General features: G+C 73.2%; 18 protein-coding genes and 1 tRNA gene. 7 read left to right on the forward strand and 12 right to left on the reverse strand.

Annotation, left to right across the window (positions count from 1 at the left end; translation table 11 throughout):
* From VGL20_09820 to VGL20_09840, 5 genes are all read left to right on the forward strand, one after another.
* Positions 1-191, forward strand: a 191-nt coding sequence (locus tag VGL20_09820) for a dihydroneopterin aldolase (GenBank protein ID HEY2703976.1), incomplete at its 5' end; no start/stop codon positions are given.
* Positions 188-1,387 carry a nickel pincer cofactor biosynthesis protein LarC gene (gene larC, locus VGL20_09825; protein ID HEY2703977.1) on the forward strand — a complete coding sequence of 400 codons (1,200 nt, stop codon included), beginning with the start codon at positions 188-190 and terminating at the stop codon, positions 1,385-1,387. The genes VGL20_09820 and larC, both read left to right, overlap by 4 nt.
* Entirely contained in the window at positions 1,384-2,241 is an 858-nt protein-coding gene (folD, locus tag VGL20_09830; GenBank protein HEY2703978.1) for a bifunctional methylenetetrahydrofolate dehydrogenase/methenyltetrahydrofolate cyclohydrolase FolD, read from the forward strand. Before larC ends, folD begins: the two co-directional genes overlap by 4 nt.
* Positions 2,242-2,344: 103 nt before the next feature.
* Entirely contained in the window at positions 2,345-2,911 is a 567-nt protein-coding gene (locus VGL20_09835; protein HEY2703979.1) for a hypothetical protein, read from the forward strand.
* A gap of 51 nt (positions 2,912-2,962) precedes the next feature.
* The gene (locus VGL20_09840; GenBank protein HEY2703980.1) at positions 2,963-4,252 is read left to right on the forward strand and encodes a folylpolyglutamate synthase/dihydrofolate synthase family protein; all 1,290 of its coding nucleotides are present in this window, start codon (positions 2,963-2,965) and stop codon (positions 4,250-4,252) included.
* A gap of 11 nt (positions 4,253-4,263) precedes the next feature.
* Here the strand turns inward: VGL20_09840 and VGL20_09845 are convergent, their stop codons facing one another.
* The 12 genes from VGL20_09845 to VGL20_09900 form a co-directional block, all read right to left on the reverse strand.
* Positions 4,264-5,724 (reverse strand): sigma-70 family RNA polymerase sigma factor, encoded by a 1,461-nt coding sequence (locus VGL20_09845; GenBank protein HEY2703981.1) that lies wholly within the window; start codon positions 5,722-5,724, stop codon positions 4,264-4,266.
* 228 nt (positions 5,725-5,952) lie between these two features.
* A tRNA-Sec gene (locus VGL20_09850) sits at positions 5,953-6,048 on the reverse strand.
* A gap of 12 nt (positions 6,049-6,060) precedes the next feature.
* Positions 6,061-6,390 (reverse strand): thioredoxin, encoded by a 330-nt coding sequence (trxA, locus tag VGL20_09855; protein ID HEY2703982.1) that lies wholly within the window; start codon positions 6,388-6,390, stop codon positions 6,061-6,063.
* A 47-nt stretch (positions 6,391-6,437) separates the two neighbouring features.
* Positions 6,438-6,719, reverse strand: a complete 282-nt coding sequence (locus VGL20_09860) for an FmdB family zinc ribbon protein (GenBank protein HEY2703983.1) — start codon at positions 6,717-6,719, stop codon at positions 6,438-6,440.
* Positions 6,720-6,835: 116 nt separating this feature from the next.
* Positions 6,836-7,090, reverse strand: coding sequence for a ribbon-helix-helix protein, CopG family (locus VGL20_09865; protein ID HEY2703984.1), 255 nt, complete (start codon positions 7,088-7,090; stop codon positions 6,836-6,838).
* A 61-nt stretch (positions 7,091-7,151) separates the two neighbouring features.
* Positions 7,152-8,435: a DUF1015 domain-containing protein gene (locus VGL20_09870; protein HEY2703985.1), complete on the reverse strand. Its 1,284-nt coding sequence runs from the start codon at positions 8,433-8,435 to the stop codon at positions 7,152-7,154.
* Positions 8,432-10,030: a phosphoglycerate dehydrogenase gene (serA, locus tag VGL20_09875; protein ID HEY2703986.1), complete on the reverse strand. Its 1,599-nt coding sequence runs from the start codon at positions 10,028-10,030 to the stop codon at positions 8,432-8,434. Before serA ends, VGL20_09870 begins: the two co-directional genes overlap by 4 nt.
* 20 nt (positions 10,031-10,050) lie before the next feature.
* Positions 10,051-11,235: an alanine--glyoxylate aminotransferase family protein gene (locus VGL20_09880; protein HEY2703987.1), complete on the reverse strand. Its 1,185-nt coding sequence runs from the start codon at positions 11,233-11,235 to the stop codon at positions 10,051-10,053.
* A 110-nt stretch (positions 11,236-11,345) separates the two neighbouring features.
* Complete coding sequence (gene rpsR / locus VGL20_09885; GenBank protein ID HEY2703988.1) at positions 11,346-11,579, reverse strand: 30S ribosomal protein S18; 234 nt, start codon at positions 11,577-11,579, stop codon at positions 11,346-11,348.
* A gap of 8 nt (positions 11,580-11,587) precedes the next feature.
* Positions 11,588-12,043 carry a single-stranded DNA-binding protein gene (gene ssb, locus VGL20_09890; protein ID HEY2703989.1) on the reverse strand — a complete coding sequence of 152 codons (456 nt, stop codon included), beginning with the start codon at positions 12,041-12,043 and terminating at the stop codon, positions 11,588-11,590.
* Entirely contained in the window at positions 12,043-12,531 is a 489-nt protein-coding gene (gene rpsF, locus VGL20_09895) for a 30S ribosomal protein S6 (GenBank protein HEY2703990.1), read from the reverse strand. The genes ssb and rpsF overlap by 1 nt, the downstream gene beginning before the upstream one ends.
* Positions 12,532-12,652: 121 nt before the next feature.
* The gene (locus tag VGL20_09900; GenBank protein HEY2703991.1) at positions 12,653-13,807 is read right to left on the reverse strand and encodes a Xaa-Pro peptidase family protein; all 1,155 of its coding nucleotides are present in this window, start codon (positions 13,805-13,807) and stop codon (positions 12,653-12,655) included.
* 202 nt (positions 13,808-14,009) lie between these two features.
* Between VGL20_09900 and VGL20_09905 the strand changes: the two genes are divergently transcribed.
* Positions 14,010-14,510: a PadR family transcriptional regulator gene (locus VGL20_09905; protein HEY2703992.1), complete on the forward strand. Its 501-nt coding sequence runs from the start codon at positions 14,010-14,012 to the stop codon at positions 14,508-14,510.
* 343 nt (positions 14,511-14,853) lie between these two features.
* Positions 14,854-15,918: a hydrogenase expression protein HypE gene (locus VGL20_09910; protein HEY2703993.1), complete on the forward strand. Its 1,065-nt coding sequence runs from the start codon at positions 14,854-14,856 to the stop codon at positions 15,916-15,918.
* Positions 15,919-16,130 lie beyond the last annotated feature (212 nt).

Consider the following 16,130-nt stretch of genomic DNA (forward strand, 5'->3'; position numbering starts at 1 on the left):
AGCTGGTCCGCGACATCGTCGAGAACCGCCAGTACCACCTCCTCGAGGCGCTGGCCGAGGCCATCGCCGCGGTGCTCCTCGAGCAGCGCCACGCCCAGGGGGTGCGGGTCCGGGTGGCGAAGACGCCGCCGGTGCGGGGCGGCTTCGACCGCTTCGCGGTGGTGATCGAGCGGGAGCGCCCCGCCGGGTGAGCGGCACCTGCGTCCACTTCGACTGCACCGCCGGGGCCGGCGGCGACATGCTCCTCGCCGCCCTGCTCGACGCCGGCTGCCCGATCGAGCCGGTGCGTGCGGCGGTCCGCGCCTGCGGCGTCGACGAGGTCGAGATCGGCGTCACCGAGACCCTCCGCGCCGGGCTGCGCGGGCTGCTGCTCGGCGTCGAGGTCCGGGGCGCCCCGCGCCACCGCGGGCTCGGCGAGTGCCTCGAGGCGATCGCCACCGCCGGCCTCCCCACCCGGGTCGAGGGCTGGGCGTCGACCGCGGTGCGCCGGCTCGGCGAGTGCGAGGCGCGCCTCCACGGCATCGCGGTCGAGCGGGTCGAGCTCCACGAGCTGGGTGCGGTCGACACCCTCGTCGACGTCGTCGGAGTGTGCACCGCCCTCCACGAGATGGGCGCGACCGAGGTGCTCTGCTCGCCGCTCCCCGCCGCCCCCGGCAGCGTGGCCACCGAGCACGGCCTCCTCCCCCTCCCCGCCCCCGCCACCCTGGCGCTGCTCGCCGAGGCCCGGGCGCCGATCCGCCCCGGGCTGCCCGGGGTCGAGCAGGTGACCCCGACCGCGGCGGCGCTGCTCACCACCCTCGCCCGCTTCGCCAGCCCGGCGATGCGGCTGCGTGCGGTCGGCCACGGCGCGGGCACGCGCGACGACCCACGGCGGCCCAACCTGGTCCGCTGCTGGGTCGGGGACGCCGAGGGCCGCGAGGCGGGCACGCTCGCCGGCTTCGACGACGCCTGCGTCGAGCTGCGCACCAACCTCGACGACGCCGCGCCCGCGGTGGTCGCCGACCTGGCCGCGCGGGTGCTCGCCGCGGGGGCGCTCGACGCCTGGGTGGCGGCGGTGACGATGAAGAAGGGCCGCCCCGGCCACGTGCTCCACGCCCTGGTGCCGGCCGGCGCCGAGGCCGCCGTCGCCGCCCTGCTGCTGGTCGAGGGGCCCACCCTCGGGGTGCGGGCCACCCCGGCGCCGCGGATGGTCGCCGAGCGCGACGTGCTGGCGTTCGCGTCGCCGCTGGGCGAGGTGCGGGTGAAGCGCAAGCTGGTCGGGGGCCGGGTGGTCGACGCCCGTCCCGAGCTCGACGACTGCCTCCGCCTCGCCGCCGCCACCGGGCGGCCGCTCCACCTCGTCATCGACACCGTGAGCGCCGCCGCGCGCGCCGAGATGATCCCGTGAGCGCGGTGATCATCGACGGGCGCGCCGTCGCCGGCCTCATCGAGGAGGAGGTGCGGCAGCGGGTCGCCGCCCTCGTCGCCACCGGGGCGCCTCCGCCCGGCCTCGAGGTGGTGCTGTGCGGCGACGACCCCGCCTCCGCGACCTACGTCGCCGGCAAGTCGCGGGCGAGCGCGCGGGTCGGCATCCGCTCGGTGGTCCACACCCCGCCGGTGTCGAGCAGCACCGAGGACCTGCTCGCCCTGGTCGAGCGCCTCGATGCCGACGAGGCCGTCGACGCCATCCTGGTGCAGCTGCCGCTCCCCGCCCACGCCGACGCCGCCCGCATCCTCGACGCGGTGGTGCCGGACAAGGACGTCGACGGCTTCCACCCGCGCAACCTCGGCCTGCTCGCCGAGGGCCGGCCGCGGATCGTCCCCTGCACCCCGGCGGGCTGCATGGAGCTGCTCCGGCGCCACGACGTGCCCGTGCGCGGGGCCCGGGCAGTGGTGGTGGGGCGGTCGGTGATCGTCGGCCGTCCGATGGCGCTGCTGCTGCTCGGCGCCGACGCCACCGTCACCGTCTGCCACTCACGCACCCGCGACCTCGCGGCGGTCTGCCGCGAGGCCGACATCCTGGTGGCGGCGGTGGGCCGGCCCGCGCTCATCGACGCGTCCTACGTCAAGCCCGGGGCCTGCGTCATCGACGTGGGCATGAACCGGGTCGACGGCCGGCTGGTCGGTGACGTCGACCGGGCCTCGGTGGAGCCGGTGGCCGGCTGGCTCACCCCGGTGCCGCGCGGGGTCGGCCCGATGACCATCGCCATGCTGATGCGCAACGCCGTCGACCTCGCCGAGGCGCACCGCCGGGCGCGCTGACAGGTTGGTGTTCGTCGCGTCCGTGACGAGCGTTGCTTGAGCGGTCAACGGAACGTGTACCCGGACCATGCACCGGTGGAATGGTCCCGGTATGCTGAGGTCGATGAGGGGGCTGAGGGGACGCCATCGGCGGTCGTCTGCGATCGCGGCCGTCCTCGGCCTGCTGGTGCTGGCATCCTCGACCGCGGTGGTGGTCGCGCTCACCCGCCACCGTCCTCCGCCGGTGGTCGTGGTGGGCACCCGTCCGCTGACGGCCGCCCCCGGCGAGGTGGCGCGCGCCGGCCAGGCGGCCACCCCGGTGAGCGGTCCCAGCGCGGCCGCCGACATCACCCCGGCGCCGCCACCCAGCTCCGCTCCCCGGCCGCCGGCCACGGTCCGGATCGACGAGAACACCGGCTCGGTCAGCGTGCCGGTCGGAACCCGGCTCGAGGTCCGGCTGCACGGCACCCCCACCGACCGCTGGCGCGAGCCCGAGCTCGGCGGCGCCCCGGTCCTGCGGCGGCTCTCCGCCTCCGCCACCCCGGACGGCGACGCCGCCGCGACCTTCGAGGCGGTGGCGGCCGGCGACGCGCTCATCGTGGTCGAGCGCTCGACCACGTGCTCCTCGGGCCCGAGCGGCGGGGTGTGCGCGGTCGCGGCACGGCGCATCAGCGTCAGCGTCACCGGCTAGGAGCGAGCCGGCCGGGGAGCCGGATGGGCCGGTGCCTACAATGGCCACCCGATGCCGCCGAGCTACCGAGAGAGCCTGGACTGGCTGACCGCCACGGGATCGCGCGGCATCCGCCCCGGTCTGGAGCGCGTCAGCGCACTGCTGGAACGCCTGGGGAACCCCCAGGCCGGCCTGCGGGGTGCCCTCGTGGCCGGGACCAACGGGAAGGGCTCGGTGTGCGCCATGGTCGAGTCCGCCTGCCGCGCCGCCGGGCTCAGCACCGTGATGCTGGTCAAGCCGCACCTGCGCTCCTACCGCGAGCGGGTGGTGATCGACGGCCAGCCGGTCAGCCCCAACGGGTTTGCCGGCCTCGTCGACCGGATCCGGCCGGCGGTGGAGGCGGTGGAGCCGGAGGTCGGCGCCCCCACCCAGTTCGAGATCCTCACCGCCCTGGGGATCCTCGCCGCCGCCGACCGGCGGCCCGACGTGCTCATCTGCGAGGTCGGCCTCGGCGGCCGGCTCGACAGCACCAACGTGCTCGACCTCGGGGTCGCGGTGATCACCTCCGTCGCCCTCGACCACGGCGACCGCCTGGGCACCACCATCGCCGAGATCACCGCCGAGAAGGCGGGGATCATCAAGGCGGGCAACGACGTGGTCACCGGCGCCACCGGCGAGGCGCTGGCGGTGATCCGCGAGCGGGCCGCGGCGGTGGGGGCGGAGCGGCTGCTCGCCCTCGGCGGCGAGGTGCGGGTCACCGGCCGAAGCCTGGGGCTGGACGGCGTCGAGGCGGAGATCGCGGTCGGCGACGACCAGGCCAGCCTGCGCATCCCGCTGCTCGGCCTCCACCAGGCGGAGAACGCCGCGGTGGCGCTGGCGACCTGCGCGATGCTGAACGGGCGGGGGCTGAGCCTCGACCTCGAGGCGGTGCGGCGCGGCCTGGCGACGGTGCGCTGGCCGGCGCGGCTGCAATGGCTCCCCACCGTCCCGCCGCTGCTCGTCGACGGTGCCCACAACCCGGCTGCGGTCGAGGCGATCGTGCCCACGGTCCGCGAGGTGGTCGGCGACCGGCCTCTCGTCGCCGTGGTCGGGGTGATGGCCGACAAGGACGTCGCCGGGATCATCGAGGCGCTGCGCCCCCTTGCGCCCATCACCGTGTTCACCCAGGCCGGCACCCCTCGCGCCGCCCGGGCGATCGACCTCGCCCGGCTGTGGGGCCACGGGGCCCGGGCGATCAGCTCACTGCCGGACGCGCTCACCGCCGCGCGGATGCTCGCCGGCGACGAGGGCGTGGTGCTGATCTGCGGATCGATCTACCTCGCGGGCGACGTGCTCGCCCTGCTCGACACCGGAGACGACTGAGCCGGGACCCGTCAGTGCAGGTTCGGGGGCGGGTTGCCACCCGACTGGGCACCGCCCTGCTGGGAGGGGCTTCCGGGCGCGGGCGGGGCTCCTGCGCCGCTGGGGGCGCCCGGTGCCGGGTTCCCGCTCGATGCCGGCTGGCCGCTGGCAGCGGGCTGGCCGTTGGGGGGCGGTCCGTTCAGCGCCGGCTGCTGGTGCGCCTGCCGGGCCTGCTGCTGCTGCTGCTGCTCGCGTTGCTGGCGGGCCTTCTCCTGCGCCCGCTGCTGCTGCACGGTCAGGTCGTCGACCGCTCCCGCCGCCGTCGTCCTCGCACCATCGACGTGGCGCGCCAGCGCCGCCTCGGTCTGCGGCACCAGCCGCAGCGAGGAGAGGTGGAGGATGTTGGGGCTGATGTCGTCGAGCCGCTGGATGACCAGGGCGAGGTTGTCCATGCCGGTCAGGTCGGGAACCCCGGCCAGGGCCTGGGGTGCGCCCATCACCGAGGCGGTCCGCACCGGGTCGGAGACCAGCTCCACGCCACCGCGGTGCCCCGCGGAGGAGCCGCTGAGCCGGAGGTGACCGGCCGAGCCGCTGTCGTTGGCGTGGGCCGGCGTCGGCAGGATCGGCGAGCCGGCGACCACCGCGGTGGCCACGGCCACCCCGCCGACACCGGTGACGGCGAGCTTGCTCATCGCATGCGGGGCGTGGGAGACGCCGTCGCGGACGCGCTGCGGAAGCTTCCAGCCGAGGCGCAGCAGCCCGAGGCCGATGATGAAGCCGCGCGCCGGCGCCCGGAAGGCGGTGTTGCGCAGCTCGTCCTCGGTCTGGCGGCAGACGTGGCAGCCGCCGAGGTGCTCCTGCACCCGGCCGCGATCGCCGGTGGGCAGCGTGCCCTCGATCAGCTCCGCGATCGCCTCGCCCATCTCCTGGCAGACCGCCGGCACGTTGCGGCGGGCGACCATCATGGTCACGAAGGCGGAGCGGAAGCGCTTGCGAGCCCGGCAGTACCACAGCCGGGCAACCGGAACGGGCACGTCGAGCGCCGCGCTGATCTCCTCGTAGGTGCGGTCCTCGAGGGCCCGCATCGTCAGCGCCTGGCGGTAGTGGGTGGGCAGCGTCGCCGCCACCCGGCGCACCAGCGCCTGGAGCTGGCTGCGGAGCAGCGCCTCCTCGGGGTCGCCGTCGCCGCCCGCGGGCGCCTCGATCTCGAGGCCGCCGTCGGCGAGGGTGGAGAGGGGCAGCTGGGCGTGCTTCTGGCGGGCCAGCTCGTTGAGGCACTCGTTGCGCGCGATGCGCAGCAGCCAGGCCTGGAAGGCGCCCGGCGAGCGAACGTCGCCCACCCGCGCGAACGCCTTCATCATCGCGGTCTGCGCCAGGTCCTCCGCCCTCGCAGGGTCGGAGAAGAACCGGCCCGCATACCGCTGGACCATCGGCCGCACCTGAGTGGCAAGCTCGCTGATCGCGTCCTGGTCGCCGGCCTGGGACCGGGTCACCAGAGTGCCGTCAAAAAGCGCAACGCCAGCGCTGGTCATTCCACGCCCTTTCTCATTCCACCTCGCCGCCCGACCCTACCACACCGGTCGGGGCGACAGGGACTTCTCAACAGGGGGGACAGCTGTGAGGGGGGAGGCCATCCATCTGCGAGGGACACCCCACCTCGCAGATGAGAACGGTACCGCAGGCCATCGGTTTCGCCAAGTCGGGACCTCGTCCGCGGCCGGCGGGAGCGCGAGGGGAACGATCCCTCCGGGGACACGGCGTGCGCGCCCCCCAACCGTTTTGAAGACGGCGGAGCCCACCTGGACCCATGCGCCCCCAGGCCGGCGGGACTAGCCGACGAGGACGGCGTCGAGCTCGGTCTTCAGGCTCGTCTTGGGGCGATACCCCACCAGCCGCTTCTCGGCCTTGCCGCCGACGAAGAGCAGGAGGGTGGGGATGCTCATCACGCCGAACTGGCCGGGGATGACCGGGTTGGCGTCGACGTCGAGCTTGGTGATCTTGATCCTGCCCTCGTACTCCCCCGCCAGCTCCTCGACGATCGGGGCGATCATCTTGCAGGGGGAGCACCAGGTCGCCCAGAAGTCCACGAGCACGGGGATGCTCGAGTCGAGCACCTCCGCCTGGAAGTTGGCGTCGGTGACGGTGAGGGTTTCGGCCATGGAGGTCTCCTGGGGCAGGCTCGCGGGTGCCTGCTGCGTGCTGGTGGCTAGTCGCCGGTCTTGGCGGCGGTGGTGGGCGCCGAGGCACCGTCCGACGAGCTCTTCGACGGCCCGGAGGCGGTGGAGGTGATCGCCGCCCCATCGCCGCCACCCGAGCCGCGCGAGTCGGTCTTGTAGAAGCCGCTGCCCTTGAAGACGATGCCCGCGGGGAAGAAGAGCCGTCGCGCCTTCTTCCCGCACTCGGGGCACTCGGCGACCGGCTCGTCGGACATGCGCTGGACGGCATCGAACTCGTGGCCGCACTCGCAGCGATATCCGTAGGTCGGCACGTCGGGCGTCTCCTCAGGCTGGCGGGGCGGAGCGGCGGTTGATCATCACGGGCCGCTCCCGCCCGTGTCCTGGGGCCATCGTATCCGTGGCCCGGGGCGACGAAACTCGCCCCTGATCAGTTCTCCCAGGGGGCACCGCGGGCGGCTGCCCCGACCCCGTCGACGCGTCGCGACGGGAGGTCACCCGCGGCGATCAGCCGGGCGAGGTCGTTGCCCAGCTCGGGGATGCGGACCCGGCGTCGCTCGTCCCGCAGGAATCGGCGCACCGCCACGCCGATCAGCTCGCTGCGGCTCAGCGGCGACGCCTGGGTGTGCTCGTTGAGGAGCTCGAGGACGTCCTCGTCGATGAATACTGAGATTCGCCGGCCCATGCGCCTGAATGTAGCGCACCCTTCGTATCAGCCGCGCGTCCCGGTCTCGCGCGGCGGCGGGTCAGAGGGGGGAGAGCACCAGCCCGGTCGGCACCTTGGGATAGAAGTAGGTGGACTTCTGGGGCATGGTCTCGCGGGCGTCGGAGACCGCGATGATCTCCCCGGTGGTGCAGCCGTTGAGGCAGACCGCCAGCGCGGCGGTGCCCGCGGCCACGCTCTCCTCGGCGTCGTCGACGCTGCGGGTGTAGCCCAGGGCACCGCCCGCCACCGCGTCGGCGCTGAGCCCGCAGGCGCGCTCCAGGATCAGCTCCTGGAGGACCGAGACGTCGAGGGCGGCGCGCGGGGAGGCGCCGGCGCGGCGGGGCGCGAGCAGCAGGAAGGCCCCATCCAGGCCCGCCACCGCGAGTGCGTGCTCGCCGTCGCGGTGATCGCGGGCGGCGTCCACGGCCTCGGCCAGGCTGCCCGCCGGCTCCGCCTCGAAGGCGCCCTCGAGCCGGGCGAGCAGGTCGGCGACCCGGTCCGGCACCCCGGCGGCGGGGCGCACCAGCCGGTGGGTGGGCAGCACCTCGATGCTGGGGTCCCCGGCGGCGCAGAGGTGGAGCAGGGTCATGCCGAAGTCGGCTCCGGCGGCCGCTCCGGGCTCGGCCGCGCGGCGCTCGGCGGCGTACGTGGCCGCGGTCTCGAAGCGGTGATGGCCGTCGGCGATGTACAGCCGGCTCGACCCCAGCGCCTCGAGCACCGCGCCCATCCGGGCGGGGTCGTCGACCACCCAGAGGCGGTGGTGCTCGGGGCCGACCTCGCCCTCGGTGGTGCCGGCGGCGTCGGGGTCGGTCGCGGTGGCCGCCGCCATCGCCTCCTCGATGCCCGGGGCGGTGTCCCAGAGCGCGAAGACCGCGCTGGTCTGCATCCGGGTGGAGCGCATCAGCGCGAGGCGGTCCTCCTTGGGGCCGCGCAGGGTGCGCTCGTGGGGGAGCACGGCGGCCTCGTCCCAGGGCAGCGCGGGGGTGCGAAGGTAGAGCCCGCGGCGGGTGCGGCGGCTCCCGTCCTCGGCGACGAACTCGTGGTCGGCGATGTAGACGGCGGGGCGTGGATCGCGGCGGAGGATGCCGAGCTCGAGCCAGGCCTCGAGATGGCCGGCGGCGCGGGTGTGGCGATCCTCGGCGCCGGGGCGGTCGCCGGGCTCGTCGCGGCCGTAGTCGATCCGCACGATGTTGCGCAGGTCGCGGGCGTAGAGGCGCTCGCGCTGCTCCGGGGAGATCACGTCGTACGGGGGCGCGAGGGCGCCGCCGAGGTCGACCTGGCCCGGGTCGAAGCGCACCGCGCGGAGCGGCGCCAGGCTGCTCAGAGCTGGACTTCCCGGACCGACTGGAGACCGACGGTCGCCTCCATCTCGCGCAGGACCTCGGAGGGCACGTGGTCGTCGACCTCGACATAGAAGAAGGCCTGACCTCGGGGCTGGTCGCGACCGAGGCCGAAGTTGGCGATGTTGATGTCGTGCCGCGCGAGGTGGGTGGAGATGCCGGCGATGACCCCCGGCAGGTCGCGGTTGGCGCCCACCAGGTAGCGGCCCTCCGGCCGCATCCGCACCCTGTAGCCGTTGACGCGGGTGATCCAGGCCTCCCCCTCGAGCTGGGTCCCGGCGATCGACAGCCGCTCGCCCCCGACCACCTCGAGGAGCATCGAGTTCGCGTAGTCGACGGAGCGGCTGCTGCGGCTCTCGCCGACCTCGATGCCGTGCTGCCGGGCCACGGTCCGGGCGTTGATGGGGTTGATCCGGGTCTCGGTGAAGCGGGCGAGCAGCCCGCGCAGCGCCTCGGCGGTGAGCACCGTGGTGTCGCGGTCGGCGAGCTCGCCGGTGTAGGAGCAGGCCACCTCGCTCACCTGGCCGGCGCCCATCTGGGCGGCCAGGGCCCCCATCTGGTGGGCGAGGTGCAGGTAGGGCTGGAGCGCCGCCATCTCCTCCGGGAGGATCACCGGGGCGTTGACCGCGTAGCGGGCGGCTCCCCCGGAGAGCACCGCCACGATCTGGTCGGCGACGTCGTAGGCGACGTTGACCTGGGCCTCGTGAGTGCTGGCGCCGAGATGCGGGGTGAGCAGCACCCGGGGGGCATGGAGCAGCGGGTGGTCGGCGGGCGGCGGCTCCTTGGTGAAGACGTCGACGGCGGCGCCGGCGATCTCCCCCGCGTGCAGGGCGGCGGCGAGCGCCTCCTCGTCGATGATCCCGCCGCGGGCGACGTTGATGACCCGGGCGGTGCGCTTCATGGCGCGCAGCTGCTCGGCGCCGATGATCCCCCGGGTCGCGTCGTTGAGCGGCGTGTGCACGCTGAGCACGTCGGACTGGCGGACCAGGGTGTCGAGGTCGACCAGCTCCACCCCGGCCTGCTCGGCACGCTCGGGGGTGACCAGCGGGTCGTGGGCGATGACCCGCATCAGCAGGCCCTGGGAGGCGGCGCGGGCCACCTCGAAGCCGATCTTCCCCAGCCCGAGCAGCCCCAGCGTCTTCTCGCGGAGCTCCATCCCCATGAACTTCGACCGCTCCCAGCGCCCGGCGTGGAGCGACTGGTCGGCGGGGGCGACGTTGCGGGCCAGGGCGCACATCAGCGCCACCGCGTGCTCGGCGGCGGCGATGGTGTTGCCGGTGGGGGCGTTGAGCACCAGCACCCCGTGGCGGGTGGCGGCGTCGATGTCGATGTTGTCGACGCCGACGCCGGCGCGGCCGACCACCTTGAGATTGGTGCCGGCGGCGAGCACGTCGGCGGTGACCTTGGTCTCGCTGCGCACCACCAGGGCGTCGTAGCCGGGGATGCGCTCGATCAGCTCCTCGCGGCTCAGCCCGGTGGCGACGTCGACCTCGCCGGCGGCGCGGAGCCGCGCGACCCCGTCCTCGGCGATGGGGTCGGCGACGAGGATGCGGCAGGTGCCGAGGGGCAGCTGGGTCACGGAACGCGCCTCGGCGGTGGTCATCGGCCGGCGCCCGCGGGCTCGGGAGCCGCCTCGGTGCCGCGCACCACCCGCTGCGCCGCCGCCACCGTCAGCCCCACCCGGCTGAGCAGGCCGTGGTCGGCCAGCCCCTGCTCGACGGTGGCGAGGATGGAGTAGGCGTCGCGCTCCTCGACGAAGCCGAGGTGGCCGACCCGGAAGATGCGGCCGGCGAGCTGTCCCTGGCCGCCGGCGAGCACCAGGCCGTGACGGGTGCGCAGCGCCGCCAGGAAGGCCTTGAGCTGCTCCGGCGACGCCGCCGGCGAGTGCACCGCGGTGACCGCGTTGCTCCGGTGCGACTCCGGGGCGACCAGCCGGAGGCCGATCGCGACCAGGCCGGCGCGGATCATGTCGGCGACCCGCTGATGGCGGGCGAAGACGTTCTCCAGCCCCTCCTCGCGGAGCATCGCCAGCCCCTCCTGGAGCGCGTACATGACGCTCAGCGGAGGCGTGGTGAAGGTGGTGCCCTGGTCGATGAAGCCCTTCTGGCGGGCGAAGTCGAAGTAGAAGCTGGGGCAGCGCGCCGCCGCCGCGGCCTGGTAGCCGGCCGGGCTCACGGCGATCATGGCCAGCCCGGGAGGCGCCATCCACCCCTTCTGCGAGGCGGTGACCACCACGTCGAGGCCGAGCTCGTCGACCGGCAGCGGCATCACCCCGGCGCCGCTGACGCTGTCGACGGCGAGCAGCTTGCCCCGCCCCTTCACCACCGCGGCGATCGCCCGCATGTCGTTGACCACGCCGGTCGACGTCTCGTTGTGGGTGACGCAGACCTTCTCGATCTCGGGATGCTGGGCAAGCACCCGGTCGACGTCCTCGGGGTCGAGCGCCTCGCCCCAGGGCACCTCGAGCCGCACCGGCTCGACCCCGTAGGCGGTGGCGATGTCGGCCCAGCGGTCGCCGAAGCTGCCGATGCTGCAGAAGAGCCCGGCCTCGCCGGGGCTGAAAAGGTTCGCGACCGCCGCCTCCAGGCCGCCGGTGCCGCTGGCGGGGAACAGGAGGATGTCGTTCTCGGTCTGCAGCCCCCAGCGCAGCCCGTCGACGAGGTCTCGGATGATCACGGCGGCGTCGGGGCCGCGATGGTTGATCATCGGCCGCGCCGCGGAGCGCATCACCCGCTCCGGGATCGGCGTCGGACCGGGGACGCGAAGCTGCTGCTCGAAAGCCATGGCACTCCGATGAGAGGGGTTGTCGGCCGGGGCCAGTGTACTTGGGACGCCGGCTTCGTCGACCCCGCGGGCGGGGGTGACGGCGGGGATGCCGCCGTCCCCCCGAGCCCTCAGCGGACGTCGGCGGTGAAGGGCAGGAGCGCCATGTGGCGGGCGCGCTTGAGGGCCACGGTGAGCAGCCGCTGGTGGCGCGCGCAGGTGCCCGTCATCCGCCGGGGCAGGATCTTGGCGCGGTCGGTGAGGTAGCGCCGCAGGCGCGAGACCTCCTTGTAGTCGATGTGGTCCACGTGCTCCAGGCAGAAGGAGCACACCTTGCGATGGCGGCGGCGGTCGTAGTCAGGCATGCGTCTCTCTAGAAGGGAATGTCGTCGGGATCGACGTCGCCGCCGCCGCCGGGCACCGGTGCGGGACGGCCGGAGCCCATCGGGGCGTCACCGCCCATCTGGGCGCCGTCCTGGCGGCTGTCGATGAACTGGATGTCCTGGGCGTTGATCTCGGTCTTGGAGCGCTTCTGCCCGCTCTGCTGGTCGTCCCAGGAGCGGGTCTGGAGGCGGCCCTCCACGTACACGAGGCGCCCCTTCTGCAGGTACTGCCCGCAGAGCTCGGCGAGCTTGCGGTTGCCCTGGTTCCAGACCACGACGTCGTGGAACTCGGTGAACTCGCGCCGCTCGCCCGACGCCGGATCCTGCCCGTAGCGGTTGGTGGCCAGGCCCAGCTGGCACACCGCGGTGCCGCTGGGCGTGTAGCGGAGCTCGGGGTCGCGGGTCAGGCGACCGATGAGCATCACCCGGTTCAGGGACCCGGCCATCAGCGCTCCTCCCGCGTCTCGTCCTCGTCGCCGGCGGCGGCGAGCTCGAGGTCCTCGATCTCGCCCTCCTCGATCTCGACCTCCTCGGCGTCGATCTCGCCCGAGACCGCCACGCCGTCGCCGGCCTCCTCCTCGGCGGCGGCGGCGCCCCGGTCGCGACGACCCTCCCTCGGCTCGGCCTCGGGGGGCTTGGGGACGGCGATCGTGATCATGTGGCGGATCACGTGGTCACTGATGCGCAGGGCGCGCTCCAGCTCTTTGACACTGGATCCGTCGCCCCGGAACTCGACGATCACGTAGTGACCGTCGCGCAGCCCGGCGATCTCGTAGGCGAGACGCCGCTTGCCCCAGGGGGTGGTGGTGGTCACCTCCCCGCCCTGGCCCTCGACCAGGGTCTGGACGGCCTCCACGGCGCCGCGCAGCCCGTCCTCGTCGAGGTCGGGGCGGACGACATACATCAACTCGTACTCGCGCAGCACGCGCGGCACCTCCTTTCCCATGGCCTTCGACGCCCGGTCGACGCCGGGCGCAGGAAAGCGGTCTCCCCCCGCGGTCGCGGGGCGAGGGCGAGGATAGCAGTGTCGGGTGGGCGGGGCCCGGAGCCGGCCCTCAGTCCAGCCGGAAGGTCTTCGGCAGGGTGGTCAGGTTCCGGTGCCCATCCTCGGTCACCACCACCAGGTCCTCGATGCGGATGCCGCCGAGGCCGGGGTGGTAGAGGCCGGGCTCGACCGTGACCACGTCGCCCACCTCCAGGGTGACGTCGACGTCGCCGACGCGGGGGTACTCGTGGATCTCCAGCCCCAGGCCGTGGCCGGTGCCGTGGATGAACCTCGCCTCCGACTCGATGTGCCGGTAGGGCTTGGCCAGCGACCCGTAGCCGCGCCGCGCGAAGACGTCGCAGCAGGCGTAGTGGACGTCGCGGCCGTTGGCGCCGGGGCGGACCGCGTCGAGCCCGGCCTGCTGGGCTTCGAGCACCGCCTCCCACATCGCCTCGACCTCGGCGGGCGGGGCGCCGCGCACCACGGTGCGGGTCATGTCGCCCCAGTAGCGGGTGGTCTTGTGGAAGGGGAAGATGTCGAGCACGACCGGCAGGCCGGCGCGGATGACGTCACTGGTGCGCCGGTGCGGATCGGCGGAGTCGGGTCCGCCGCAGCAGATCGAGTCGCTGGTGGTGCAGCCCAGCTCGAGCAGCCGGCTCTCCACCGCGAGCACCAGGTCCTCGCCGGTCAGCGGCCGGCCCTGGTGCCAGAGCAGGCCGTCGCGGATCTCGGCGGCGGCGATCACGTCGATCGCCCGCTGCAGGCCGTCCATGCCGGCGTTCTCGGTGGCGGCGATCCACTCCACCTCCTCGGTGGTCTTGATCCGCCGCTCCCGCCGGTAGAGGTCGCCGCGGGGGCGCACCTCGAGGTCGTTGCCGCGGAGGTGGTCGGCGATGATCGTCGGGAAGTCGGAGTCGACGAGCACCCCGCCGAGGCCCTCGGCGCGGCAGATGCTCTCGACCAGCACCGCCCAGGCGTCCTGCTCGGCGCCCGCCCTGGCCATCTTCTCCGCCCAGTCGAGCTCCTCGGTGCAGCGCACCCGGCCCACCCTGGCCTCCTTGCGGGCTCTCCCCTCCTCGAGCCGGCTCGTCCAGAGGACGGTGTCGTCGCCGCCCCGGTCGACGACGACCACGGGGTCGGGGGCGAGGAAGCCGGTCCGGTAGAAGATGTTCGGATGGTGGTAGCTCTCTCCGAAGAGAAGGATGGGGGTTTCGGCGATGCTCATATCCACAGGTTACCCTCCCCCGCGTCACCCGGGGCAGGGAGGCGTCACGAGATCGTCGCCGCCTCCAGCCTCCCCCGATCGGGGGACGCCTCGGGGGAGTCCGGGGGACCCCCTATGCACAAGCCCTGGGGATGGATAGGATTACCCCGCGCCGCCGGTACGGAGTTGAGTTGAGAGGACGGACCCTGGGGTGGAGAGCGCCGTGACCGGGGGGGATGTGCGGGCGAGGACGTGGTCGGCACCGTGCCAGCCGAAGAACTTCCTGCGGCCATGCCTGCTCCTGCTGCTCGACGAGCAGCCGGATTACGGGTACGAGCTGCGTGATCGCCTGAGTCACTTCAGCGGCGCCCACTGGGACGCCGGGACCATCTATCGAGTCCTCAACGCCATGGAGGACGAGGGCCTCGTGGCCTCCCGCTGGGAGCCCTCGCCGAGCGGCCCGCAGCGCCGCCGCTACGAGATGACCGCCGACGGCCGGGCCGTGCTCACCCACTGGGCGCGCGGGCTGGAGGAGGTCCGGGGCCTGCTCATCGGCTTCCTCGAGCGCTACGAGCGCGACCGCCAGGCGCACCTCCGCGGTGCTCCCGTGAACGGCACCTCCAATGGTGCAGCCAACGGCGCCTCCAACAGTGCCACGAACGGAGCCGCGGTCAGCGTGCCCGCCGCGGCCGAGGAGTGTCCGATCCCGCTGCCCGCTCTCTGACGCGGGTCCCGCGCGCGGGTCCCGGCAGACGCGGCGGAGGCCGCAGTGATCACGGCGTCGATGCTCGACTCCTGCAATCCGGCGTCGATTCCGTGTCCGAGTCGTTGTCGTCGAGGTTGTCGATACATGCACGTTGCATCTACCGAGTCTCGGGGTGGTACCTGCAAGACCCACGTATTGACCATCGGAAGAGGAGTGGCGCACAGTCGGCCCCGTTCCGGCGATCCACGCCGCATGCCGTCGCGGGCACGTGACATGGCTGCGTTCGGAGCACTTTTCCAGGGTCATCCGGGCGGCAGGGGCCGCTGACCGGAGAAGGCGGGCACACCGAGGAGGTGGTGGCATGGCGACAGCTGCAGTACCGTACGGGAGGTCCACGCAGGTACCTTCCGCCGTATCGGACGTCCACGTCGTGTGGATCACGACCGGGCTCGGCTGCGACGGCGACTCGGTCTCCGTGACCGCGGCGACGCAGCCCAGCATCGAGGACGTCCTTCTCGGCGCAATCCCCGGCCTGCCCACCGTGCACCTCCACAACCCGGTGCTGGCATATGAGGTCGGCGACGACTTCATGAAGTTCTTCTACCAGGCAGAGCGCGGCGAGCTCGACCCCTTCGTCCTGGTGATGGAGGGCTCGGTGCCCAACGAGAAGATCAAGAAGGAAGGCTACTGGGCGGCGCTCGGGACCGACCCGACGACCGGCCAGCCGATCACAACGTGTGAGTGGATCGACCGGCTTGCACCGAAGGCGCTCGCGGTGGTCGCGATCGGCACCTGTGCGACGTACGGCGGCATCCACGCGATGTCGAACAACCCCACCGGCGCCATGGGCCTCTGTGACTACCTCGGCTGGGGCTGGAAGTCGAAGGCGGGCCTGCCGATCGTGAACGTGCCCGGCTGCCCCGTCCAGCCGGACAACTTCATGGAGACCATCCTCTACCTGCTCTTCCAGGTGGCGGGCAAGGCTCCGATGATCCCCCTCGACGACCAGCTGCGGCCCACGTGGCTGTTCGGCAACACCGTTCACGAGGGCTGCGACCGCGCCGGCTACTACGAGCAGGGTGACTTCGCCGAGAGCTACAACTCGCCGAAGTGCCTGGTCAAGCTCGGCTGCTGGGGCCCGGTCGTCAACTGCAACGTCCCCAAGCGCGGCTGGATGATGGGCATCGGCGGCTGCCCGAACGTCGGCGGCATCTGCGTCGGCTGCACCATGCCGGGCTTCCCGGACAAGTTCATGCCCTTCATGGACGAGCCCCCCGGTGCCAAGCTCTCGACCGGTCTCGCGGGTGCCTACGGCAGCGCCATCCGGACGCTGCGGCGGGTGACCAACTCGACGGTCAACAAGGAGCCCAAGTGGCGGCACGCCCGTCCTGAGCTGACCACCGGCTACCGGCCGACCACCTACTGATTTCCGCCGTCGTAGACGGTCACTAGGAGAGCTCCCACATGGTTCAGATGGCACAAGCCCCGGCGAAGGCGCCGGTGGTCGTCGACGTCTCCTGGGATCCGATCACCAGGATCGTCGGCAGCCTCGGGATCTTCACGAAGATCGACTTCGCGAACCGTGTCTGCGTGGACTGCCGCAGCACGTCGTCGATCTTCCGCGGCTACAGCATTTTC

The sequence above is a fragment of the Candidatus Dormiibacterota bacterium genome, assembly GCA_036495095.1.
GTDB lineage: Bacteria > Chloroflexota > Dormibacteria > Aeolococcales > Aeolococcaceae > CF-96.

Bases quoted from the DNA above. Each gene is read 5' to 3' on its own strand.
- VGL20_09880 (HEY2703987.1), bottom strand. From the start codon at position 11,235: ATGGCTTTCGAGCAGCAGCTTCGCGTCCCCGGTCCGACGCCGATCCCG.
- VGL20_09865 (HEY2703984.1), bottom strand. From the start codon at position 7,090: ATGGGCCGGCGAATCTCAGTATTCATCGACGAGGACGTCCTCGAGCTC.
- trxA (HEY2703982.1), bottom strand. From the start codon at position 6,390: ATGGCCGAAACCCTCACCGTCACCGACGCCAACTTCCAGGCGGAGGTG.
- VGL20_09840 (HEY2703980.1), top strand. From the start codon at position 2,963: ATGCCGCCGAGCTACCGAGAGAGCCTGGACTGGCTGACCGCCACGGGA.
- ssb (HEY2703989.1), bottom strand. From the start codon at position 12,043: ATGGCCGGGTCCCTGAACCGGGTGATGCTCATCGGTCGCCTGACCCGC.
- VGL20_09835 (HEY2703979.1), top strand. From the start codon at position 2,345: ATGAGGGGGCTGAGGGGACGCCATCGGCGGTCGTCTGCGATCGCGGCC.
- VGL20_09910 (HEY2703993.1), top strand. From the start codon at position 14,854: ATGGCGACAGCTGCAGTACCGTACGGGAGGTCCACGCAGGTACCTTCC.
- rpsR (HEY2703988.1), bottom strand. From the start codon at position 11,579: ATGCCTGACTACGACCGCCGCCGCCATCGCAAGGTGTGCTCCTTCTGC.
- VGL20_09900 (HEY2703991.1), bottom strand. From the start codon at position 13,807: ATGAGCATCGCCGAAACCCCCATCCTTCTCTTCGGAGAGAGCTACCAC.